The organism is Mediterraneibacter hominis (assembly GCF_014287475.1).
GTDB lineage: Bacteria > Bacillota > Clostridia > Lachnospirales > Lachnospiraceae > Mediterraneibacter > Mediterraneibacter hominis.
Window position 1 is genome coordinate 660,754 of the sequence record NZ_JACOPF010000001.1, and the last position, 21,713, is coordinate 682,466.

Annotated in this window: 22 protein-coding genes and 2 pseudogenes; 6 read left to right on the plus strand and 18 right to left on the minus strand. The window is 40.7% G+C overall.

The window, feature by feature from the left end; genetic code table 11:
- Positions 1 to 320 precede the first annotated feature (320 nt).
- Positions 321 to 853: pseudogene (locus tag H8S37_RS17685) on the plus strand (PBECR4 domain-containing protein).
- 106 nt (positions 854 to 959) lie between these two features.
- On the opposite strand, the gene H8S37_RS03145 reads toward H8S37_RS17685, so the two are convergent.
- The 16 genes and pseudogenes from H8S37_RS03145 to H8S37_RS03220 all read right to left on the minus strand — a co-directional run bounded on the left by H8S37_RS03145 (position 960) and on the right by H8S37_RS03220 (position 13,559).
- Positions 960 to 2,525, minus strand: coding sequence for a terminase TerL endonuclease subunit (locus H8S37_RS03145; RefSeq protein WP_186875751.1), 1,566 nt, complete (start codon positions 2,523 to 2,525; stop codon positions 960 to 962).
- A gap of 92 nt (positions 2,526 to 2,617) precedes the next feature.
- Positions 2,618 to 2,836: a DUF4314 domain-containing protein gene (locus tag H8S37_RS03150; RefSeq protein WP_186874584.1), complete on the minus strand. Its 219-nt coding sequence runs from the start codon at positions 2,834 to 2,836 to the stop codon at positions 2,618 to 2,620.
- Positions 2,799 to 3,581 (minus strand): virulence protein, encoded by a 783-nt coding sequence (locus tag H8S37_RS03155; protein WP_186874585.1) that lies wholly within the window; start codon positions 3,579 to 3,581, stop codon positions 2,799 to 2,801. The genes H8S37_RS03150 and H8S37_RS03155 overlap by 38 nt, the downstream gene beginning before the upstream one ends.
- Positions 3,582 to 3,664: 83 nt before the next feature.
- On the minus strand, positions 3,665 to 4,912 hold the full coding sequence (locus tag H8S37_RS03160) for a site-specific DNA-methyltransferase (protein ID WP_186874586.1): 1,248 nt from the start codon (positions 4,910 to 4,912) through the stop codon (positions 3,665 to 3,667).
- A gap of 12 nt (positions 4,913 to 4,924) precedes the next feature.
- On the minus strand, positions 4,925 to 5,707 hold the full coding sequence (locus H8S37_RS03165; protein WP_186874587.1) for an S-adenosylmethionine synthetase N-terminal domain-containing protein: 783 nt from the start codon (positions 5,705 to 5,707) through the stop codon (positions 4,925 to 4,927).
- 2 nt (positions 5,708 to 5,709) lie between these two features.
- On the minus strand, positions 5,710 to 6,249 hold the full coding sequence (locus H8S37_RS03170) for a P27 family phage terminase small subunit (protein WP_186874588.1): 540 nt from the start codon (positions 6,247 to 6,249) through the stop codon (positions 5,710 to 5,712).
- A gap of 112 nt (positions 6,250 to 6,361) precedes the next feature.
- A complete protein-coding gene (locus H8S37_RS03175) occupies positions 6,362 to 6,721 on the minus strand; it encodes an HNH endonuclease (protein ID WP_186874589.1) in 360 nt (119 codons plus the stop codon).
- Positions 6,722 to 6,869: 148 nt separating this feature from the next.
- The gene (locus tag H8S37_RS03180) at positions 6,870 to 7,295 is read right to left on the minus strand and encodes a sigma factor-like helix-turn-helix DNA-binding protein (RefSeq protein ID WP_186874590.1); all 426 of its coding nucleotides are present in this window, start codon (positions 7,293 to 7,295) and stop codon (positions 6,870 to 6,872) included.
- On the minus strand, positions 7,292 to 7,510 hold the full coding sequence (locus H8S37_RS03185) for a hypothetical protein (protein ID WP_207723873.1): 219 nt from the start codon (positions 7,508 to 7,510) through the stop codon (positions 7,292 to 7,294). Before H8S37_RS03185 ends, H8S37_RS03180 begins: the two co-directional genes overlap by 4 nt.
- Positions 7,510 to 8,871 (minus strand): annotated as a pseudogene (locus H8S37_RS03190) (SNF2-related protein). The gene H8S37_RS03185 and the pseudogene H8S37_RS03190 overlap by 1 nt, the downstream one beginning before the upstream one ends.
- Complete coding sequence (locus tag H8S37_RS03195) at positions 8,868 to 9,155, minus strand: VRR-NUC domain-containing protein (protein WP_186875753.1); 288 nt, start codon at positions 9,153 to 9,155, stop codon at positions 8,868 to 8,870. The pseudogene H8S37_RS03190 and the gene H8S37_RS03195 overlap by 4 nt, the downstream one beginning before the upstream one ends.
- A 147-nt stretch (positions 9,156 to 9,302) precedes the next feature.
- Positions 9,303 to 11,651, minus strand: coding sequence for a virulence-associated E family protein (locus H8S37_RS03200; protein WP_186874591.1), 2,349 nt, complete (start codon positions 11,649 to 11,651; stop codon positions 9,303 to 9,305).
- Positions 11,648 to 12,073 (minus strand): DUF7768 domain-containing protein, encoded by a 426-nt coding sequence (locus H8S37_RS03205; RefSeq protein WP_186874592.1) that lies wholly within the window; start codon positions 12,071 to 12,073, stop codon positions 11,648 to 11,650. Before H8S37_RS03205 ends, H8S37_RS03200 begins: the two co-directional genes overlap by 4 nt.
- A gap of 150 nt (positions 12,074 to 12,223) precedes the next feature.
- Entirely contained in the window at positions 12,224 to 12,730 is a 507-nt protein-coding gene (locus H8S37_RS03210) for a sigma-70 family RNA polymerase sigma factor (RefSeq protein WP_186874593.1), read from the minus strand.
- A gap of 391 nt (positions 12,731 to 13,121) precedes the next feature.
- Positions 13,122 to 13,304 carry a hypothetical protein gene (locus H8S37_RS03215; RefSeq protein WP_186874594.1) on the minus strand — a complete coding sequence of 61 codons (183 nt, stop codon included), beginning with the start codon at positions 13,302 to 13,304 and terminating at the stop codon, positions 13,122 to 13,124.
- Between the two features lie 12 nt (positions 13,305 to 13,316).
- A complete protein-coding gene (locus H8S37_RS03220) occupies positions 13,317 to 13,559 on the minus strand; it encodes a hypothetical protein (protein WP_186874595.1) in 243 nt (80 codons plus the stop codon).
- Positions 13,560 to 13,969: 410 nt separating this feature from the next.
- Here H8S37_RS03220 and H8S37_RS03225 point away from each other — a divergent pair, with 410 nt between their 5' ends.
- The 5 genes from H8S37_RS03225 to H8S37_RS03245 are packed head-to-tail and all read left to right on the plus strand — an operon-like array spanning position 13,970 to position 20,006.
- Positions 13,970 to 16,351 (plus strand): NACHT domain-containing protein, encoded by a 2,382-nt coding sequence (locus H8S37_RS03225; RefSeq protein WP_186874596.1) that lies wholly within the window; start codon positions 13,970 to 13,972, stop codon positions 16,349 to 16,351.
- A 17-nt stretch (positions 16,352 to 16,368) separates the two neighbouring features.
- On the plus strand, positions 16,369 to 16,572 hold the full coding sequence (locus H8S37_RS03230; protein WP_186874597.1) for a helix-turn-helix domain-containing protein: 204 nt from the start codon (positions 16,369 to 16,371) through the stop codon (positions 16,570 to 16,572).
- Between the two features lie 12 nt (positions 16,573 to 16,584).
- The gene (locus H8S37_RS03235) at positions 16,585 to 17,745 is read left to right on the plus strand and encodes a restriction endonuclease PLD domain-containing protein (protein WP_186874598.1); all 1,161 of its coding nucleotides are present in this window, start codon (positions 16,585 to 16,587) and stop codon (positions 17,743 to 17,745) included.
- On the plus strand, positions 17,745 to 19,589 hold the full coding sequence (locus tag H8S37_RS03240) for a Z1 domain-containing protein (RefSeq protein WP_186874599.1): 1,845 nt from the start codon (positions 17,745 to 17,747) through the stop codon (positions 19,587 to 19,589). The genes H8S37_RS03235 and H8S37_RS03240 overlap by 1 nt, the downstream gene beginning before the upstream one ends.
- A 3-nt stretch (positions 19,590 to 19,592) precedes the next feature.
- The gene (locus H8S37_RS03245; RefSeq protein WP_186874600.1) at positions 19,593 to 20,006 is read left to right on the plus strand and encodes a very short patch repair endonuclease; all 414 of its coding nucleotides are present in this window, start codon (positions 19,593 to 19,595) and stop codon (positions 20,004 to 20,006) included.
- Positions 20,007 to 20,263: 257 nt separating this feature from the next.
- Here the strand turns inward: H8S37_RS03245 and H8S37_RS03250 are convergent, their stop codons facing one another.
- Together H8S37_RS03250 and H8S37_RS03255 are read right to left on the minus strand one after the other, a co-directional pair.
- Positions 20,264 to 21,310 carry a DNA cytosine methyltransferase gene (locus tag H8S37_RS03250; protein WP_186874601.1) on the minus strand — a complete coding sequence of 349 codons (1,047 nt, stop codon included), beginning with the start codon at positions 21,308 to 21,310 and terminating at the stop codon, positions 20,264 to 20,266.
- The gene (locus H8S37_RS03255; RefSeq protein WP_186874602.1) at positions 21,295 to 21,663 is read right to left on the minus strand and encodes a helix-turn-helix domain-containing protein; all 369 of its coding nucleotides are present in this window, start codon (positions 21,661 to 21,663) and stop codon (positions 21,295 to 21,297) included. The genes H8S37_RS03250 and H8S37_RS03255 overlap by 16 nt, the downstream gene beginning before the upstream one ends.
- Between the last annotated feature and the right edge of the window lie 50 nt (positions 21,664 to 21,713).

The window sequence follows — 21,713 nt, forward strand, 5'->3', positions numbered from 1 at the left end:
TCCAAATTTTTCATTGACATTTTTTCATCTGATTCCATATAATATATTAGATGCACAAATCCGTGCATCTCCCAAAATAAATTCAGGTTATTGACTTGAATCTATTTTATGCTATAATATTTATAGAGGATAGCGACGAGATCAGCTATCGTTGGTTATGAAGCAATTGACTGTGTCGGCATGCAGCCGGTTGTGGAGCCAGACCTTGGGTTATGCGATAACCTCAAACCGAATAGGTTCTTCGGAGCTGAAAGAAAACGCTTTTATGGGGCCTTGCTCACGCAAGGTCCTTTAATTTTTACCAAAGGTGGCTGTACAAAATGGACATTTTAAAACAATCCGCATTGGCGTGGAAAGAGCTAACTGAATACCGTTACCAGTTCGTGTATGGCTACAAAAAGACTTTGTATCCTATCAACCTCACGTTTTCCAATGAGGCTATCCACATCTGGCCGGTTTTCAATACACGAAAGACATCTCCCTTCCAAACTATTCCTCTGCTAAAATTGCAGAGCGGATTCTTGAAGGGAAAATAACTTTTGAACAAATTCAAAAAGCAGCACAATATGAGGAAATGATTAAGCCCCGATTAGAAGCACTCATCCATTTGAAACATTCCTTGGATCATGATTTTAATCTTTATTCCTTCATGCCTCGAATGTACCCTTTTATCACCAACATTAAGGCAGATTACCTAATCGCCAGTCATCTGGTGATTGATAGTTATGTTTTCATCATCCATACCACTCCAAAAGGAGATGCCAAATGCGATTTTCTTTGCTGTTCGGCTTTCGCTAAAGGTGAACGCGACTACGAAACAAATCAAAGGAAACGGGCATTACTCAAAAAGTAACGTGTACATATCGCATCAAGCACAACAACTGTTTTACTCGATAAATTGAATAGCGAATCTTCATAGGGAACATTTTCAACAACAAACATCTTGAAATGTTCCCTACTTATATGAACAAAATGCCTCTGGAATCATAAACACTTTCTGTATTTGAATTTCCACAACGAATCGCCCTATCCAGTCCCATAATCGTTGCAATGGCACCATCAATCTTCTCTGTAGATTTTTCCTTATCTGCTTTAATGTTTCCTGCCGGATCTGTTCGAATAAAAATATTATCCATCATCCAGCGAAGCACCGGATGTCCGCCATGAGCCAGCTTCTTTTCCAGTGTAAGCTTCATCAATTCTTTTGTCGGCGGACTCATATCTTTGAACCCTTGTCCAAACGGAACTACCGTAAATCCCATACCTTCCAGATTCTGAACCATCTGCACTGCTCCCCAGCGGTCAAATGCAATCTCACGAATGTTGAAACGCTCGCCCAATCGTTCTATGAACTTTTCAATATATCCATAATGAACCACGTTTCCTTCCGTGGTCTGCAGATATCCCTGTCTTTCCCAAACATCATAAGGAACATGGTCTCTACGGACTCGCAGTTCCAATGTCTCCTCCGGAATCCAAAAATAAGGCAGGATTGCATATTTATCATCTTCATCCTCTGGCGGAAATACCAATACAAAAGCCGTGATGTCTGTGGTTGAGGATAAGTCCAAACCACCATAACATACACGTCCTTCCAAATCGTCTTCATTTACATGGAACGCACAGGCATCCCATTTCTCCATGGGCATCCATCGGACTGCCTGTTTTACCCACTGGTTTAGTCGAAGCTGCCTGAAAGCATTTTCCTCTCCCGGATTTTGTTTTGCAGAATCACAAGCGGCTTGTACCTTATCCATACTGACCGTAATCCCCAGAGACGGATTGGCTTTCTTCCATACCTTGGGATCTGTCCAGTCATCATTTTCATCCGCACCATAAATTACAGGATAGAATGTCGGATCTATCTTTCGTCCCTCAATAATATCCTTTGCTTTCTGATGGGTTTCATAGCAGATACTGTTTGTGTCAGTACCTGCTGTTGTAATCAGAAAATAAAGCGGCTGTGTTCTGGCATCCCCGGAACCCTTCGTCATAACATCAAACAACTTCCTGTTCGGCTGTGTATGCAGCTCATCAAACACAACCCCGTGGATATTAAAACCATGCTTAGAATAGGCTTCCGCCGACAACACCTGATAAAAACTGTTTGTCGGCTGATAAATGATCCTCTTCTGGGATGCCAATATTTTCACTCTCTTATTCAATGCCGGACACATCCGAACCATATCAGCTGCAACCTCAAATACAATGGAAGCCTGCTGCCGGTCAGCCGCACATCCATAAACTTCTGCCCTTTCTTCCCCATCTCCACAGGTAAGCAAAAGTGCGACTGCTGCCGCCAGTTCTGATTTCCCCATCTTCTTAGGAATCTCAATATAGGCTGTGTTGAACTGTCTGTAACCATTTGGCTTGATAGTTCCAAACACATCTCTAATAATCTGTTCCTGCCAGTCAATCAGTTCGAATGGCTTTCCCGCCCATGTCCCTTTTGTATGACACAGGCACTCAATAAAGGAAACTGCATAATCCGCCAGTTCTTGGCTATATGCAGAATCCTTCGCCATGAACTTTGTTGGCTTATATTTTTTCAGTTTCCTCACATTATTCCTCCATGTATAAAAGGGAAAGATATCTGAACCTCTCCCCAACAATCATTCTATAATTTTTTACAAATATCCTCGCCATATACAAGATTTAATCCACTTCCATTATCCCACCTGACCATAATGGAACCGATATCATCCACACCTGTGACGGTGCCTTTCGTGCCTACCGGCGGTGCCTGTATGTCATCCATCTTTACAAGTTCCACTCGTGTCCCAGATGGATACTCTGCTTTAATTTTCTCGACTATCGATTTGCTCGGAAACCTCATGTACACCACCCTTATCTTTATTATTTTTAAATGCTGCTGAACCGCTGAGATTTTGAAGCAATATCTTTCTCTCTTTTTTATATTGCTCACCAATAAATCCCAATCTTAAAAGAAAACATCTGAATGTGTATTTTTCATTCTCAACTTCTTTTTCTGCTGCATTGATTCGATTTTGATTTTTTGCCATCTCACAAAGTGCATAAATCAAATGGCTGTAAGCGGCAACGGCATCTTCATCCGTGGGTTTGATCTCAAACCAAGGGAAACTTACTTTTTCATCTTCCACCTTGATTGGAAGATCCTCAATCTCCAACGCCTTTTTGATTAAAGTCTGTTTGGAACTTATCAAATTTTCAAGCCTTGTAAGCGCCTGGTCATTAAAATATTTTCTTGGCATTGATACTGTAGAACCGATGTCTTCTTTCTCTGGTGCATCTTCCTGATTGTCAGATTCCAAATGTTCTTCTTCTAAAAAAGATTTTTCTTCCGAAAAAAATTCCTGCGTCTTAAGATAAGGATTTTCCTTTGCCGCAAATCCCCTCTTCTCCAGTTCATTCAAAACATTTTTCATAGAATCTGCATCCACGTTGTCATCAAATTCCAAATCACCATCACGGGTAATGGTCATGCTGCCAACCTCATATGCAAATGTCGGTGGTTTCTTGTACACGGATTTTGTCCCTGTAATTTCCTCCAATGCCTGTACAAAGGGTTTTCTCTCTTTTAAACTGTAAATAATCTTCATGATCTGTGCCTCCTTCTTTTTTGGTAGTACATATATCACTCTAAAGCACATAAATAGCAAGTAATATATCCAAAGAATGTGAACTATTTTTCTTCGGCACAAACCTGTAAGTCATTATACGAAACCGTCAAACCATCACGAATTACAAACACATTTTCCGCTGTTCCAACTTGCTCAATATATCTTTTTACGATGACATCACAGAATTTTTCATCCAATTCAATGGTTCTGCAGATTCGCTCTGTCTGCTCACAAGCAATCAGTGTAGAACCACTTCCACCAAACGGATCCAAAACGATACAGTTTGTCATACTGGAATTCTTAATCGGATAAGCAATGAGAGGAATTGGTTTCATGGTTGGATGATCACCATTCTTCTTTGGCTTATCGAATTCCCAGATGGTCGTTTCCTTTCTGCCGGAATACCATTGATGTTTCCCCTTCTGTTTCCATCCAAACAGACACGATTCATGCTGCCACTGATATGGACTTCTGCCAAGCACAAGACTCTGCTTCTTCCAAATACAGGTTCCCGAAAGATAAAAACCTGCATCTGCAAATGCCTTTCTGAAATTCAGTCCTTCGGTATCTGCATGGAACACATAAATACTTGCATCATCGGCCATAGCCTTATTCATACAAGTATAAGCTTCAAACAAGAACTGATAGAATTTATCATTTGCCATGTTGTCGTTTTTGATTTTTCCGGCACTTCCTTCGTAGTTCACATTGTAAGGAGGATCTGTTACAACAAGGTTTGCTTTCTTCTCTTCCATCAGAATCTGATAGGTTTCTTCCTTGGTGCAGTTCCCACAAATAAGGCGATGATTGCCAAGGTTCCACACATCTCCTAACTTTGTAAAGGCCGGCTTCTCCAGTTCTGCCTCTACATCGAAGTCATCGTCTTCCACATCATCATCGGATGCAAAAAGGTCTGCAATTTCTTTCTCATCAAAACCGGTCAGTCCAATATCAAAAGTCTCAGCCTGTAATGCTTCAATTTCCACCCGCAGCAGTTCTTCATCCCATCCTGCGTCCATAGCCATTCGGTTGTCTGCCAGGATGTATGCTTTCTTCTGTGCCTCGGTCAGATAATCTACAAATACACAAGGTACTTCTTCAATTCCCTCTGCCCTTGCAGCCACGATTCTTCCGTGTCCGGCAATCACATTGTAATCTCTGTCAATGATAACGGGATTGATGAAACCAAACTCACGAAGAGAGGAACGTAGCTTATTGATCTGTTCCCCAGAGTGAGTTCTGGCATTGTTGATATATGGAATCAGTTTAGAGATTTTCACCAGTTTCATTTCTGTTGTTGTTTTCCCCATGCTGCACCTCCACTAAAAAAGACCCCATTCAGCGAATTTCTCAAATCCACCAATGGAGTCTATATATTCTTTTGCCTGTCTTACGATTTCAAAATATGGAAGCCCATCAATCGTATCGTCTCCAATCGCACAGCAAAGATTGACTGGTCTTCCAATTCTCTGTGCTTTTAGGAATGCATAGATGTTTACTGATACATCAGCTTTGGATAAATCCTTTCCGTGAAGCCCACCGCCAGTTACGGAATCAGCCATATCAGAACCAAGTTTTCTATTCGTTGCTCCGGTATCCACATTGATGCTACCGGTCCAATCTCCCAACGGATTCACTTCTGCGTAATAATATCTCTGCCGCAGTTCTTCACTTTTTACATTGCTCTGACAGATAATCAGTCTCGCTTCATCCAAAATGTATTTTCCATCATAAGGATATCGGCTGTAGATTTCTTTCGCAATTTTCGACATCTGTTTCTGTTCGGTTGTAAGTGGCACTCCCTTAAAAATACCATTATCACCACAACGGAAACCTTTAGACTGATTCTGAGACAAATGCTCATCCTGCGGAACTATTACAATATCACATTTTACTCTTCCTGCAATACGCTTAATGGCGCTTTTCACTGCATTTTTATTGATACCGGCTGTTGTTTCAATAATCGCATGACATATGCCATGTCCAATCAAAACTTCTGCTGCAATCTTCGGATTCTTTTCTGCTTTATAAGCCAAATCCACAATCGCTCCTGCAATTCGGTCTGCCACCTTATCCGGATGGCTCGGATTTACTTTCTCAACCATAGCTACATTCCCTTCCTGGTTCTTAATAAGCGTTCCATCACATCATCCTGCGGTGTGCCGCCCTGCCATTCTACAGAACAGTTCTCTTTTACCACTTGAAAAATTTGATACCACACCTGATTCACTTGTTTCATATATGTTTGGCTCATCGCCACATATGGACTGGCAATGGCATTTCCTGTAGTCGGATGTTTTGCTAAAAACCCATACTCTGAAATACATTGTTCACACTGAATCCATCTGGAAACGCTCATAGCATACTGTTCAATCAGCTGCTGATTTACTAATTTCTCACAGCTTCGTTCCTTCAGCCAAAGCCATGTTTCCTTGTACACTTCTTCTGCACACAAGTCCTTTCCCATCTTCTGTTTTGCTTTCAGATATTCCTTTACTGGCGGAACATCTGCACCTTCAAAAGTGGGCGGTGATGGCAGTTCTATCACCTGAGCTGCGTCACCGTCTTTAATTTTATCCACCAAGGCCTTCGGTTTTCGCCCGGCACCGACTCTTGCACCGCCTCGGTTTGTACCATCTTTCGCCATTTTTACACATCCTTTCTGCACAAGGGTTAATCCCCCGTTTGATTTCTGCTTTTTGTGCGTGTGACCCCCACCCCGTTGCCCTAAGCACTTTCCTGTAGAGAAGTGACCTCCCCTATCGGTTGTGCCAACGGTCACCATTCTTTGCATGGATTCTTGCGTGGCATGACTTACAAAGAGCAATCAGATTGCTTCTCTCATGGGTTCCTCCTTTAGACAACGGAATCTTATGGTGGACTTCCTCTGTCTCCACAAGAATTCCCTTATCATAACAGACTTCACAAAAAGGATGTTCGCTTACATATTTATCTCGGATTCGTTTCCAAGCTCTGCCGTACCTACGGCGTACAGCAGGATCTCTGTCGTACTTCTCGTAGCGTTTGTTCTCTTCCTTTTCATGCTTCTCACAAAACCTTCTCTCTGTAAGTTCCGGGCATTCTGGATAACTGCACGGTCTCTTCGGTTTTCTTGGCATTTCTCGTTCACCTCCTCATTCAGGGCATAAGAAAAGCCTCGCAGGAATTTTCTCCCACAAGGCTGGTTCATTGTACTTTTTTACTGATTCTACTATATCACATAGTGGAGTTGGACATTTTAGGACAAATATGGACATTTCGGGCGTTTTATATTTTTAGCGGGTTTTCCGGAAGTTCCACATGTGTCAGTGCTTTTCCATGCCATCTTCTGACGGTACGGGAATCTGCTCCCAGTTCATCTCCAATCTGCTCCCAGGTATAATTGTGGATGTATCGATAACGAAGAACCATTCTCTCATCTGTGTTACTGACCGTATCAATCACATTCCTGATTTCATTTTTTAGGTCAACCAGCATATCAATCTCAGCGTTTATCTTTTCTTCCTGCTCATAGATTCTTTCCAAACACTTTACAAAAGGAGCATCGGTGCTGCGGTTTGTCTGAACCTTATCTCCCATCGCAGGAGCAGAAATATTTGCAGACATCTCTCGCAGCCTTCCCAGTTCTTCAATATCCGAATCAATTCTGTGATCAAGGCGATACGCCTGTTTTAAATATTCTTTCGCCGTCATCTGCCATCCTCCTCATATAATTTCCGGAGAATCACTTCTCCATCCACATCTGTCAGTGTCGTAAACCATTCGGAATGGAAGAATCTCTCGCAATTTCCCAATTCAATTCTAGCACTTTCATTCTGCGGTTTTCTTTTCAGTTTCCTTCTTGCCGCTCTCCAATCTTTCACTGCCTGGAGAATAATTGTATTCGCAAGCTTTTCATATGCGTCCATTATGCTCTCACCTCCAGTTTTGCTTTCACTGCATTGATCAAAGCATTCTGAATCTTCTCTTTTCTGGAAAGTGCTGCCATTACATCTTCATCAATAGTCCCTTTGGCAATAATGTGATGAATCACTACCGTATCCGTTTGCCCTTGTCTGTGAAGTCTGGCGTTGCACTGCTGATAAAGTTCCAAAGACCAGGTAAGTCCAAACCATATCAAAGTAGATCCTCCTGCCTGAAGATTTAACCCATGACCAGCAGACGCAGGATGAATTACTGCAACAGGAATCTTACCTTCATTCCAATCTGCAATATCCTTCGATGTTTTAATTTCACGCACAGAGAATCGGGCATTGATTCTGGCAAGATCATGCTGAAACCAGTACGCAACAAGGACCGGCTTCCCATTGGCGCTTTCAATCAAATCCTCCAGAGCATCCAGTTTTCTGTCATGAATCTGCCATGCTCTTTTTTCTTCATCGTAGATACAGCCATTTGCCATCTGCAGAAGTTTTCCTGAAAGAACTGCAGCATTGGCGGCATCAATTTCTTCATCCCTAATCTTTGCCACCATATCTTCACGAAAAGTTTCATAAATTTGAATCTCTTTCTCATTCATAAATACAGGAACTTCATTCATCACACATTCCGGAAGAGTCAAATAATCACAAGACTTCATGCTGATTGTAATGTCCGATATTCTCTTATAAATCTGTTCTTCCGCACCGGTCGCTGGTTTATAGGTAAAAATACGCTCACCATTTCTCTTGTCCGGAAGAAAGAATGCATTACGGTAGTGCGTAATATATCTTCCAAGTCTCTTTCCAAAATCAAGAATGCGAAACTGTGCCCAAAGATCCATTAATCCATTACTGGAAGGTGTACCGGTCAAGCCAACAATTCTTTTTACAAAAGGTCTTACTTTCAGAAGACTCTTAAATCGTTTTGACTGGTGGCTCTTAAAAGAAGAAAATTCGTCAATCACCGCCATATCAAAAGTAAATGAAACACCGCTCTTATTCACAAGCCAATCTACATTTTCTCGATTGATAATATAGATTTCTGCTTTCGCTTTTAATGCTGCTTTCCTTTCTGCTTCCGTTCCAACTGCAACGGAGTATCGCAAATCCTTTAGGTGATCCCATTTCTTCAGCTCTGTTGGCCAGGTATCTCTTGCCACTCTCAGCGGTGCAATCACCAATACTTTTGACACTTCAAAGCTGTCAAAGATAAGGTCGTTAAGTGCCGTCAGAGTAATCACTGTCTTACCATATTAACCCAAGCCCATATCCAAAAAGACTGCAGCTATTTCGTTATTCTTTATAAAATCAATTGCATACTGCTGATAATCATGTGGTACGAACTTCATCGGGCATCACCTCCAATCTCTTTAATCACATTATCGATCTGTGAAATATCATCTACGCAGTAAACCGAAAAGCCGAGTTCTTCCAACTGTCTTTTGCGCCTTACTTGCAGTGGACGCATGGTTTCTCCAGGCGCCTTTAATTCAACAAAAGCGATCTTACCAATTGAAAACAGCACAATGCGGTCAGGCATGCCATCTAAGCCCGGACTTACAAACTTTGGTGCGAAACCGCCCTTTTTCTTTACTGCCTCCACAAATTTTCTTTCTATAAATCGTTCTCTCATATCTTTCACTGACACAAGGAACACATCTTCACAACCATTTCCTATATATTTCTTGCGCATGTGTACATGCACAAATCTTTTCTATATAGAATGAATTTGATTTTGAATATAAAGGAAATCGTTGTGTTGTGACGCATTCTTGTGTTCCTAACCTCCAAACTTGTAAAGTCGCTGCCTGCCGTAAATTGGCTGACGCTTGATCATAGTGGTTCGCTCCCAACCGCCGATCTGACTCATAAGTGCCGCAATACTGTAACTGTCTGTCGGCTTTAATTCCTGCAGAGACTTGCCGAAACATTCGCACCAGATTTCTGCATTGCTGACCTCCGTGCGAAGTTCACAGCCTTTATAGGCGGGCGTTCCAAACTCTGTGCCTTGCAGATAATTTCTTCTTTGGAACAGATCCATAGAATCCCAATCATATGGCAGCATGGTATTCAAATACTCTTCCACCATACCGACACGCTCGTCCACTTCCATGGCAGACTGCTGCATCTTTTCAGCTTCTGGCAGAACATCACCTTCCAAGTACAACTTCTCCCCGGATTTCCAAATCTCTTTTGCCTCTGCCCAAAACTGAGCACGAAACTCCGGTGTAAAGTTCCAGGTCTTTTTCTGCTTCTTCTGATGAAGCTTGATAATCCAAAAACGGCGATTGCCTGTGATATCACGCAAATATCCACGCTCTCCATTAACCGTAGCAATGATAATACACTGGCGTGGGTAGGATTCCACCACTCTCCCATAAGATGGTCTGTACTTGTCATCGCAGGTGGAAAGAAATGCTTTCACTTTCTCGATGTCGGCTTTTTTCATACCTGCCAGTTCTCCGATTTCTACTGCCCAGAATCCCTGGAGTTTTTCTGCACCGGACTTATCATCCATATCTGTCAGGGATAATGTTTCTGAGTAATATTCCGGAGATACCAAATCCTTTACTATCGTGGACTTACCGATTCCCTGATCACCATCCAAAACCGGAACACAGTCAAACTTGATTCCCGGAACATAAATTCTTGCCACTGCTGCCGCAAAAGTCTTTCTGGTAACCGTGCGAACATACTCCGTATCCTCTGCCTGTAAATATTTAATAAACAAATCTTCCACCCGCTTCACACCATCCCACTCCGGCAGACTGTTCAAATAGTCACGAACCGGATGAAAATGTCTGTCATCTGCCGCTTTCGTAAAAGCAACATCATGGTTACGGCTGGAAAATGCCAAATATCGGATGTCAATGATGGACTTTAGCTGCACTGTGTCTGCATCTCGCCAGAAAGAGTTCCCTTCCGGGCGCTCCCAAGGAAGCGGTCCCGTAATCTGGATACGATTTGCCAGTTCATTGAAAGCAAAGTTCTGGAAATCCGGATCATTGTTAAGGATAAGATTCAGATTATAAACACTGTTCTCCAAAAGCCCTGTTCTTGGCTGATACTTAAGTTTTGTCATCCAGTCACTGTCAGAATCTGCAAAGTCCATCTTCGCTTCCAATAATTTTTCTTCCATAGCAAAACGTTTCACTTCGTCATCCTCCATTGCCAGCTCACACATAGCATTGAATGATTTCTTGCTGTCATCGTCACCGAACTTATGGATACGAACCAGATCAAAAGCATTGCAAAGTTTCAAATAAGCAGGATCTTTTGCATGATGGGAATAAGCAAACTTGCCTTTCTCAATAATTTCCACACCTGCCATACTGGAAGACCGAATATAGTGATATCTGTTTTCGTTATCCGTTGGCTCATACACATCAGAAAGGAATTTTTCAATGGCACGATGAATTGGAAAATAAGTACGATTGAACAATCCGACTGTGCCATCCTTCCCAAGCGGATCTTTCACTTCTGCCATTCGTGTCGTATTTGCACGGCTTTCTCTGGAAGATGTCGGGAGTCTGGTCGGATCTGGCCATTCCGGGTGTGCTGATAAAATATCATCCGGATTCAGCCACTCTTTCTCTACCTCTTTAAACACATAGAGTCCATTGGATGGTGTGGATGGCCAGTACATTAACTGATTGGGCTGATAGGAACATTCATCGAAATAGTCGATACCGAGCATTTCTGCCAAATATCTGGAAACAGCAACAAACTCCTCCGATGTCACATCACGAGTTAATGGATATATCAAACGCACCCTTGGATGCTCTTTCGTGCTGCTGTGTGTGGTATAAAGCAAAGATGTATATGGTGTATTTGCATCATAATTTTCTAAAAATGCTTTATCGATACGGTCACCGTCAAGGGCAAGCATGGAACGAAGCTCCACCGTATCGATTTTTCTTCTTCCGCCTTTTAATGCACCTGCGACAAAACCACCGTGATCTTTCACGGTATCACGTTTTGCTTTGTTAAATTTTGCATACTCTTCTGCTGATTCCGGCGTACGAATCGTAACCTTCAGACGTTCTTTCAATTCATCAAAGGTAATCGTTTTATTCGTCCATGTCTTTGCCTGTCGGTTATTCCCATATGCGATTGCCAGTGGTCTCATAAACATTTCATCTCCGTAAAATCATTTCTAAAATAGCGCACCGCCTGTCTGCGTCGCTGTGCCTTCTCAATTTCCGCATTCATGCCTGCAGTAATATGTTCTGACAGAACCCACACCTCCTGGCATTTCCCCATCAAAACCAAATCCATATGAAGTGCCAGTTCACGTTCGTGCTTACTTTCATCATTCATAAATGGAAACAACAAATGCGGCGTTACCGGAATACAACCATTCTGATATGCGTACTCTGCAAATGCTGCTGCCTTCTCTTTATTTGCCTCAATGTCTCCTGAAAAAGGAGCACAAATATAAATCAATGGACGAAAACCAATCTTTGACTCTGCTTTCATCTCACGTTCTATATTTGCAATTGCATGATATGGCACTACATCCATATAGCCTTCTGCGTTTCGAATCCCCATAGCTCTCCCTCCAATCCAATGCATATTAGTTGTTCAGATATAAACTCTGCCCTTTTCTCTTTTTGTAATTCCATGTGAACTACCTCCAAAATCCTTATTAGAAGCACTGCCTCCTACCAGGTAGCCGTAAGAGACAATACAAAAGGACGTTTAGAAAACTTTTTTCAGATTATTAATCGCTCTGCGGTATCTGTGAGATACATTGTTCGGAGTGTCGCCAATAAGGTCGGCATACTCTGCCACCGTCATGCCATCTAAAATGATTGCAATCAGCATATCTGCCTGTGCCGGTTTCACTGTTGCACGGATTCTGTCACAGCAAGCTTCATAGTCATACTGCTTGTCCTTTTCCAGTTCCTGTCTGCAGAAGATTCTAGGATCTCTTACCTCTGACATGAGTGGTTCTGCCGCTTCTACTTCATCGTTTTCATCATCTGGAGTCGCTTTGCTGTATCCGCGATGACGATTAAATTTGTGCCAGTTGTTGTAATCAGCTTTGTTGAACTGCTCATTCCATTCCTTCTGAATCAGTTCTTCACGCTCTTCCCGGGAAAGTCCTTCACCTTCAAGGGACAGACTGACCCACATTTCCTCGGTTGCCTTTGCATCTAGTTCGATGGTCTGGATTTCATTTTCATAACGGATTTTTAATTTCATAATGTTGTCCTTTCCGCCTTGGCTACTGCCATTTGGCGAGGACAACCCAACAAAAAAGCGCACGACAATTAAGCGGGGAAACATACAACTTTATTAAGAACCCTTCAGTCCCGATAAAAGTTGTATGTATATCCTCGCCAAACGTCGCGCGCCGTAAGGCATTTGAATATAAGGTTGTAAAAGTTCCTGCAGTTTAGGGTCATGCGGAACCGTATATGAGAATCGCTAGTGCGATAATCTTTCTTACATCACAGGCAACAAAAAATATCTATTTGTTAACCTCTATCTTCTACTTTTCTTTTTGTCACAAAAATTTTCTGTAAAAAAAGAAAAAGACCTGACAAAATACAGGTGATATTACACCCATACTTCGTCAGGCCTTGCTCACTACTTATTGTGTGGCTATTTGCTCAGTACGAATCTGCTTTAAATGAAAGCTTACGGCAATGACTCCTTTGCACATCGGACATTTAATCTTAATAATTCCCTCTGTTGTGCTTGGGTCAGCGTCGAATAATCTTCTGTTTTTACAACACGGACATGCTACATGTACTTCATTTCCTTTTCTTACCATCGTCGCCTCCTATCAATGATCATAATAATATGGAGGGCGATGAAATCCACTCTGTACCGGTTCTTTCTTTGGAATCTGTATTTCTGCATCTTCCTTTGATGCAAACACCCTGCTTTTTCTAAGCTGAATGGCACCACCGGATGGAAATCTTAATACACAGAAATCTCCACGATCTGCTGTCACTATCACTTCCGTGATAACTCGATTGCTTTCAATAATAAATACGTGTGAGCCAATTTCTAATCTCTTCTGCATCGTCATGCGCCTCCTAAAATAAGAAGGCCAGTTAAAAGGGAAAGTCAAACTGACCATACACCGATTATTACTGTTGCTGTTTAACATTTTTCCTAATGTAGCGATGCTTATATTATACGAACACCTGTTCTGCTTGTCAATTAGAAACCTGACGACTTTATATGTTCTCTCTCATATGAGTCAAATTCTCATCTCACAAAACCACATTTCAAATTTCACAACTTCAAAGTCTGCGTTTGCAAATTTCTGATATGTGTAAACAGTAGAAAAATTTGTAGATGTATGTTATACTGAAAACAAATTCACCACCACTTTAGCCCTGTAAGACTGATTCCATTATAGAAAATCTACTTGGTAGAGCTGATCAGCCAATGATAGGCTAAGATAGGCACGGATATGGAGGGATAAAATTGGAATTTAAAGATTTTATACAAAAACTGTCCTCCGTCATCAGAGCGGGAGGAAGTACGGATAAATTTACTCGCTCAATATTTGAAGCAATTCTCACGGAAGAAGGTCAGTCCATTCTTGATGAATATGCACAAAGCAGCTACAAAAGTTTTTACAATGGCAATACATCCATTCGAAAAATCTCACAGAAAATAAATGCATACATAGATCCAATGGAATTTTCCGAGTATATCAACGGATTCCCTGATGCTGTTGCCGGGACTTTAAGCACTGTGTTTTCTGCCGATATTCCAGATATCACCCCATGCAATGCTGCTGAAAAATTGGCTGACTTGTTTGTTTCAATTATCACAGAAGCCGCAGGAAGCAAAAACAAGTCTGCCGAAAAGCCACTGCCTCCTATCATCATGGATGCAGAACATGGCATTGCACCGGATCTTGCCGAATATCAGGACGGCGTTCTTTTTTTGCAGGGCATCAAACAAGACCCTGATGAATATGTCAGTCCATTCAAGCATTATCTTGAAAAGGCAGTATCTTACTATTCAACTAAAAAAACTCTGCTGTATGCAGAAAAGCCTCACCCTTTCTATGAACTCTATGTCTGCAATGATGTTAAATACCATAAGTATCGTATTACGGGGGCGAAAGACACAAAGCCAGAAATCACAATAAGTGATGCTACCATTGAAAAACTTGAGGCAGAATCAAAATACATTATTATTGAAGGAATCGGTGGTGTTGGAAAATCCATGTTTCTCACTCACCTTTTCCTGTCATCCTCGCAAACTTCCAAATACTCCGGCATCGTTCCACTCTTTTTGTCACTTAAGGATTACAAGGACACTACAGACAATATGGTTGATTTCATTTGGAAATCCGTTTGTGAGTATGATTCAGAAATCTCCAGAAAAGATATTATTGGAGCACTGCAAAATAAGGAATTGGTGCTTTTGTTGGATGGATTTGATGAAATACAGTCCTCTGTCCGAGAATCTTTTCAATCTGACCTGGAGGCATTTATCAAGTCATACAACGGGAATACGATTATCATGACTTCGCGTCCGATTTATGACTCCTTTGTTTCTTTCGCAAAATTTTCAGTGTTTGATATAATGCCTTTAACAAAGATACAGGCATTGACACTTATAGATAAACTTGAGTTTTGGGATGAAGCCGCCAAAAAAAGTTTTATGGAAGCATTGGACAATAAACTGTATTCTTCACATTTGCAATTTGCCAGCAATCCATTACTGCTGACTATTATGCTTATGACATACTCCTCCTTTGGAGAGGTTCCTGCTAAGATGCATGTATTCTACAGCAAAGCATACGAAACAATGGCTCGTCTGCATGATGCTTCAAAAGGTTCATTTAAGAGACCTCTTCATACAAACCTTACACCCGAAGAATTTTCAGGATATTTTGCTGAATTTTGTGCAAGAACATATAGAGATGAAATCTTGGAATTTGATGAGCGTTCCTTTAATGCATATATGTCTAAGGTCCTTCGTGGAACCTCTGCTGAAAGCAAAGGAATTGCCCCGCATGATTTTCTTCTCGATCTCACAAATAATCTTTGCATCATGTACAGAGAAGGAAGTACTTATTACTTCATCCACCGGTCATTTCAGGAGTATTTTGCAGCTGTTCACTTTTCTTCTGAGTATGATGCCAAATTAACACGAATCGGAGATTTCTTTGAAGGAATGAAGAATCGCAATTATTCTGATAAAACTTTTGATATGATGTATGATATGATTCCGGATAAAATTGAGCGTTTTATCTTTTTGCCATTCTTGAAAAAAATAATAAGTGAGTATTCTCAGAACGGAAAAGATGAATATTGGGAATTCTTAGAGGACCAATATCCATATATTAACTATGAGGAAGGTGAAATTGGCGATATCTATCTGTTAAGCCCTCAATCTTTTTTATATAAAACCATCGTGAAATTCAAAGGTTTGGATTATTCATATCGTATAGATTCTGTGAAATGGCCTAGCCAAATCTATGATCTTCCAACACAAAACTGGGTAAGAGTATATAGTGAATTTGCGGAAGATGAGGCATTCTTGAATTATCCAGATCCGATGAATATTGATGAGTCTATATTATATGATACGATGCTAATCCCAGAAGAACAGCTTCCGTACCAATACGATTGTTATTTTGGTACTCCCGATAAAACAGGACTCATGATTGAAGTTGAAATATATGAACTCAGAAAATATGCATATAAATATCGAGAGATTCGAAAATGCATGGAAGAACCCGAATTTCCTCTTATGCTCGAATATCAGGAAGTAAAGGAATATTACAAGAAATTAAAAGAGAAGACCGAAAAAGAGGATGCCTCTGACGATCTCTTCGATGATTAAGAAAGGACCCCGCTGTAATGAGAATCAGCTACAACAAATTATGGAAATTATTAATTGATAAAAATATGAATAAAAAAGACTTGAAGGCGGCTGCAGGGATAAGTTCTGCTTCTGTTGCCAAACTTGGGAAATGTGAAAATATAACAACAGATGTGCTTCTAAAGATATGTGTTGCACTGAATGTGCATTTAGAAGACATCCTGGAAACAATAGATGATTAACGGAGGTATCTCATGAAATTATTATATTCAAATATCCTTCCTCTTGGAACTGACGAAAACCAACAGACAATCACAGACTGTTTTGAAGAACAGCTCTCAAAAGCTGATCGTATCGAAATTGCTGTAGGATATGTGTCCCGTGCATCACTTGATGAACTGGACAGGCTTGTCGAAAAATACAACATTAAAAATATCTGCCTGAACATTGGCATGTACTATATAGAGGGAATGCCGGAAGGTTCCTATCATACGGCACTCAAATTAAACAAGAAATGGATTTCTGATGGAATCGGTGAAGTCCGTATTATTCGCACCTTCAAGTATCACGGCAAAGTATACTGCTTTTACAAAGATGGTAAACCTTTCGCGGTAATCATTGGATCTGCTAATTTAGGCATTCTGAAAATGGAAGCATCCAACCGCAGACAGTATGAGTTATCATCTCTGACAACAGATGCCGAAGAATGCAAAGAAATATCAGATCACATTCTTCGTCTTAAGATGCCAAACTGCTCTGCAAATATTGGAGATATCACCGATATGCCTCTTATCTTTGAAAAGAATACTGCTCTTTCCGGAATCGAACTCGTTACGGAAGTTCCCCCTTCAAATGTAGAATTCTACAAACGATGCATGGCATATACTTCTTTCCTGCTGCCATTAAAAGTTCCTGCTGCAGATGAACGACACATGGATGATGGAAAACATTATACAAAATCAAATGTAAATGTTTGTTACGCAGCTCCAAGAAGCAAAAGGAAATCGCGTGACTGGTTTGAAACTCAGCTTACGGTTGCAAAAGAAATCACTCGTACTGAAGGATATCCGGAAAAGAATGTACCATTCTTTGTCATTACTGATGACGGCTACTGGTTCAAGGCACATACCACAAGTGATGGAAATAAACAGTTCAGTGCTGTTGGAGACGAATTAATTATGGGACGTTGGCTCAAAGGACGACTTGCCGCTGCAGGACTTATTTCCCCTGTAAATGATACTCAGCTTGATACAGATCGTAAGGGTATGATTACAAAAGAAATTCTGCAGGAATACGGCTGTGAAAACCTTTATCTAAAAAAGACTGGACAGACTGCTCTCGATGAGGATGGTACAGCTCTTGATGTTTGGATGCTTTCATTCAAACCGGAAGAACAGGAAGGAGATGACAAATAATGCCTTATTTAAAAAATTACCTTGATAAAATTATCGAACGCGGAAATGTTGGACTTGCAGAGTCCATCTCCAATACTGCAGAGGAAGTTGGAAACAATTATCTGAAAAACTTCTCATTTACAAGCCATGAAATAGGCTTATTGCTAGGCAATGTTCAGTCCGGCAAAACGGGGCAGATGTTTGGCATCATGAGCAAAGCTACTGATCTCGGCTTTCCTGTATTCGTCCTTCTTACTACAGACAATGTCATTCTTCAGCAGCAGACTCTTGATCGTGTAAAAGCCGATTTAGACGGGTTCTGCATCTGCGGTGAAAATGACGCACGAGTATTTGCGGACAACAGTCTTATGCTCCCTACTATCGTTGTTTTAAAGAAAAATGCACGAATCCTAAAGCTGTGGGCTAACATATTTAACTCAACTGGATTTATGCGCGGAAATCCACTGTTCATTGTTGACGATGAGGCTGACGCAGCTTCCCTGAATACATTAGTAAATAAGGATCGTCAGTCTTCAATAAACAAATATCTGGAGTCAATCCGCAACGGGGCTGCAAGCAGCCTTTATCTGCAAGTTACCGGTACGCCACAATCTATCTTCCTTCAGACACGTGAATCGGGATGGCATCCATTCTTCACTCACTATTTTAAGCCGGGGAAAAGTTATCTTGGTGGTGATTTCTTCTTTCCCAAAACAGGAAAACCGGATTGCGTAACATATCTGGATAATTTTAGCGAGCCAGAAAGAGAAGTTGTGATAAGACATCTTCTTGTGTCTGCACAAATTTTAGCATCAGGAGGAACTACCTCTACATGTCTGATTCACCCAAGCGTAAAGCAGGCTGCTCATCAGAAATTTGCTGACAGTATAAATGCTGAACTTAATTGGTGCAAAGCAAACTTAACCGGTACCCTCACCACCGAATTAAGAAAACAGCATACTCTACTGACTCCAACAAAATCCAATGCTGTTCCTTTTTCAGAGATTATGGATAAGGTCACAGAACTCTTGACTAATAATAAAATCAAAGTTCTTGTTATGAACGGAAAGACCGATGTCGAAAGTTCGGAATACTCATCAGGATGTAATTTTGTCATTGGCGGAAACACACTGGGACGAGGTGTTACCTTTCCTGGACTTCAGACCATTTATTACACCAGAACTGCAAAGAAACCACAGGCTGATACTATGTGGCAGCATAGCCGCATGTTTGGCTATGATCGTGACCCAGGAATGATGATGGTCTATATTGATGAAAGACTGTATAAACTGTTCACAGATATAAACGCTACAAACAATGCGATTATCTCCCAGGTTGAGCAGGGAATTAACGATGTCAAAATTTATTACCCTGAAGGGCTTAATCCTACCAGAAAGAATGTTCTGGATACTGATCATGTTGCAGCTATTTCCGGCGGAACAAATTATTATCCGTTCAACCCCAAAAACAACACTATCAGTCAAATTTCAGACCTTCTCTCCTCTTTTGATGATGACGAACCATATTACCAAGTAAGTCTTCGTTTAATGAAAGAAGTTCTCTCTCATATTGAAACTGACCCTGATTTTAAACTTCCGTCATTTATGTCGATTATAGATACCATGCTTGCAGAGAATCCAACTACTCAGGGCATACTCATTGTTCGCAGAAACAGAGATGTTGCACAAGGAACCGGCGCATTGCTGTCACCTAATGACTGGCAGCTTGGCGGATCTTTCCCTCGAAAGGTTGTTCTTACTATGTATCAAGTTACAGGTAATAAAGGCTGGGGCGGTAAGGAGCTATGGGTTCCAAACATCAAACTCCCAGAAGGTGCAATTTATTATGATGTAATTGAGGATTAAAATATGGCCGATACTCACTCAAAGGAAGTACGCAGCAAAAACATGTCACATATCAGAAGTACAAATACCAAACCAGAAGAAATCGTCCGAAAATATCTATTTTCTCGAGGACTTCGATACAGAAAGAATGTACGCAGTCTTCCTGGGTGTCCAGATATCGTACTTCCTAAATATAAAACGGTTGTCTTTGTAAATGGCTGTTTCTGGCACATGCACGACTGCGGTCGTTTCGTATGGCCATCCAGCAATAAAGAATATTGGATTAAAAAAATCAACAGAAATGTTGAACGGGACGCTGAAAATCATCACATTCTTTCCGAACAAGGATGGAAAGTCTTGGTGATATGGGAATGTCAGTTAAAGAAAAAAGTAGCAGACGAGAATTTAGAGCATTTATATAACGCCATTACCCAATAAAAAAGAGGATGCCTGTTTTTTGCAAAGCAAAAATGTAGGTAATTTCAAAATGTTGTGTATGTAGGTAATTGCAAAAAGGCCTTGGGGGCTACTCCCCCAAACCCCTGTAAAATCAACGGATGTAGCAAATTAGTACCTACATTTACTCCATCCGTTGATTCTGCAAATACCTACAAAATCAGGATGCAACTTTTTGTATTTTACTTTTGCAACAAACAAGGATGCCGGTAAATTCTTTGCCGCATCCTCTTTTTTATTTAATCTTCATCTATAATATTTGGTTCTACATATTCGTATTCTTCTTCAGCAAATGTCTTCAAAATTGCTTCAAAGATGATCTTTGCACCTTCGCAAGGAACTGCCATACCAATCTGCTTTCTTACCTGCTCCTTTGAACCTTCGAAAATATAATCATCTGGGAAGGTCTGTAGTCTTGCTCGTTCACGATTTGTTAAAGCTCTTGGTTCTGCCCAATGATAAATATGTGTTCCTCCGCCGCCCGAACCAGTTACTGTATAAGATGGCTTTTCTGGATCAAGTCTCTTATAGATTGTACTAATTTTAGTCTTAGTGTTAATCTTCAAATCATCCGGCAAATCCACATCCCAAGCATTCTGTCCTGGTCCAATCAAATTCAGTCTTTTCACAACCTTTGCCGACTGTTTTGTTAGTTCATTATTGTATGCATCTACCGGAATCGGTGGTTCTTCAATTGCCTGTCGACAGGTCTTCATTTCTCCTGTCGGTGCCGGAATTCTAAATTCATATGGCAGGTCTTCTCTGATACCAACAATAATAATTCTATGTCTGGCTTGCGGAATACCGTATTCTTCGAACTTATATAAATTAGGATAGATCCGATACCCGGCATTTTTCATATCTGATAATATCTTATCGAAAGCCTTTCCTTCGTTAGCACTTCTCAAACCGCCAACATTTTCTGCTAAAAACCACATAGGACGGTATATTCTTAATACCTCTATTCCGTAAGTATACAAAGGTCCATATTTTCCTTTAAATCCCAACTTAGAACCTACAAGTGAAAAATCATTGCAAGGGAAGCCAAAGGCGAGTGCATCAATAGCCCCTAAACGTGTCAAATCAAGTATATGAACATCTTCGCAGTGAACACTGTCTGGATTCTCTGGACATATATTTCTTATATAAGTACGACAAGTTGATTCATCAAAATCATTTGCCCACTGATGAACTATTCTAAAATTATCATTTCCTATATCCGCATGAGCTGCTCCCCATCCGATACCGCCAGGACCACAGAATAATTCTCCTAATCTAAATTGCATAATCCTTGTCCTCCTTCTATATCTTCACTATTTCTTTTTCTTGATATTATAAAATCAATTTGTTTTTGTATATGTTGTTTTTCTTCATCATCCAGTTCATTAATACCTTTGAAAAATAGCTGATATTCCATTAAATCACCATTGTCTATATACCCCGCTTCAAGGTATAGTGATATCAACTTTACTTCATATATCCTCGCTAATTTTTTCAAATCTGCCGGAGGACAAACCAACTGTCCTCGTTCTATTTTGCTTAATCGCGAATTTGTAATGCCGGTTTGCTCATTTACCTGTTTTAAGGTTAATCCAAGCATTTCACGATAATCTTTCAGTCTCTTCCCTAGATTAGACATAGTAACACCTCTTTTATAAAAAGATACCATATTTGCTGCATTTTATCAAC

Bases quoted from the DNA above. Each gene is read 5' to 3' on its own strand.
- H8S37_RS03180 (WP_186874590.1), bottom strand. From the start codon at position 7,295: ATGACGGCGAAAGAATATTTAAAACAGGCGTATCGCCTTGATCACAGA.
- H8S37_RS03165 (WP_186874587.1), bottom strand. From the start codon at position 5,707: ATGGTTGAGAAAGTAAATCCGAGCCATCCGGATAAGGTGGCAGACCGA.
- H8S37_RS03255 (WP_186874602.1), bottom strand. From the start codon at position 21,663: ATGTCTAATCTAGGGAAGAGACTGAAAGATTATCGTGAAATGCTTGGA.
- H8S37_RS03230 (WP_186874597.1), top strand. From the start codon at position 16,369: ATGAGAATCAGCTACAACAAATTATGGAAATTATTAATTGATAAAAAT.
- H8S37_RS03245 (WP_186874600.1), top strand. From the start codon at position 19,593: ATGGCCGATACTCACTCAAAGGAAGTACGCAGCAAAAACATGTCACAT.
- H8S37_RS03215 (WP_186874594.1), bottom strand. From the start codon at position 13,304: ATGGTAAGAAAAGGAAATGAAGTACATGTAGCATGTCCGTGTTGTAAA.
- H8S37_RS03145 (WP_186875751.1), bottom strand. From the start codon at position 2,525: ATGGCGAAGGATTCTGCATATAGCCAAGAACTGGCGGATTATGCAGTT.
- H8S37_RS03175 (WP_186874589.1), bottom strand. From the start codon at position 6,721: ATGCCAAGAAAACCGAAGAGACCGTGCAGTTATCCAGAATGCCCGGAA.
- H8S37_RS03210 (WP_186874593.1), bottom strand. From the start codon at position 12,730: ATGAAATTAAAAATCCGTTATGAAAATGAAATCCAGACCATCGAACTA.
- H8S37_RS03240 (WP_186874599.1), top strand. From the start codon at position 17,745: ATGCCTTATTTAAAAAATTACCTTGATAAAATTATCGAACGCGGAAAT.
- H8S37_RS03200 (WP_186874591.1), bottom strand. From the start codon at position 11,651: ATGAGACCACTGGCAATCGCATATGGGAATAACCGACAGGCAAAGACA.
- H8S37_RS03170 (WP_186874588.1), bottom strand. From the start codon at position 6,249: ATGGCGAAAGATGGTACAAACCGAGGCGGTGCAAGAGTCGGTGCCGGG.
- H8S37_RS03250 (WP_186874601.1), bottom strand. From the start codon at position 21,310: ATGCAATTTAGATTAGGAGAATTATTCTGTGGTCCTGGCGGTATCGGA.
- H8S37_RS03160 (WP_186874586.1), bottom strand. From the start codon at position 4,912: ATGGGGAAAACAACAACAGAAATGAAACTGGTGAAAATCTCTAAACTG.
- H8S37_RS03150 (WP_186874584.1), bottom strand. From the start codon at position 2,836: ATGAGGTTTCCGAGCAAATCGATAGTCGAGAAAATTAAAGCAGAGTAT.
- H8S37_RS03155 (WP_186874585.1), bottom strand. From the start codon at position 3,581: ATGAAGATTATTTACAGTTTAAAAGAGAGAAAACCCTTTGTACAGGCA.
- H8S37_RS03235 (WP_186874598.1), top strand. From the start codon at position 16,585: ATGAAATTATTATATTCAAATATCCTTCCTCTTGGAACTGACGAAAAC.
- H8S37_RS03205 (WP_186874592.1), bottom strand. From the start codon at position 12,073: ATGGGGATTCGAAACGCAGAAGGCTATATGGATGTAGTGCCATATCAT.
- H8S37_RS03185 (WP_207723873.1), bottom strand. From the start codon at position 7,510: ATGGACGCATATGAAAAGCTTGCGAATACAATTATTCTCCAGGCAGTG.
- H8S37_RS03195 (WP_186875753.1), bottom strand. From the start codon at position 9,155: ATGAGAGAACGATTTATAGAAAGAAAATTTGTGGAGGCAGTAAAGAAA.
- H8S37_RS03220 (WP_186874595.1), bottom strand. From the start codon at position 13,559: ATGCAGAAGAGATTAGAAATTGGCTCACACGTATTTATTATTGAAAGC.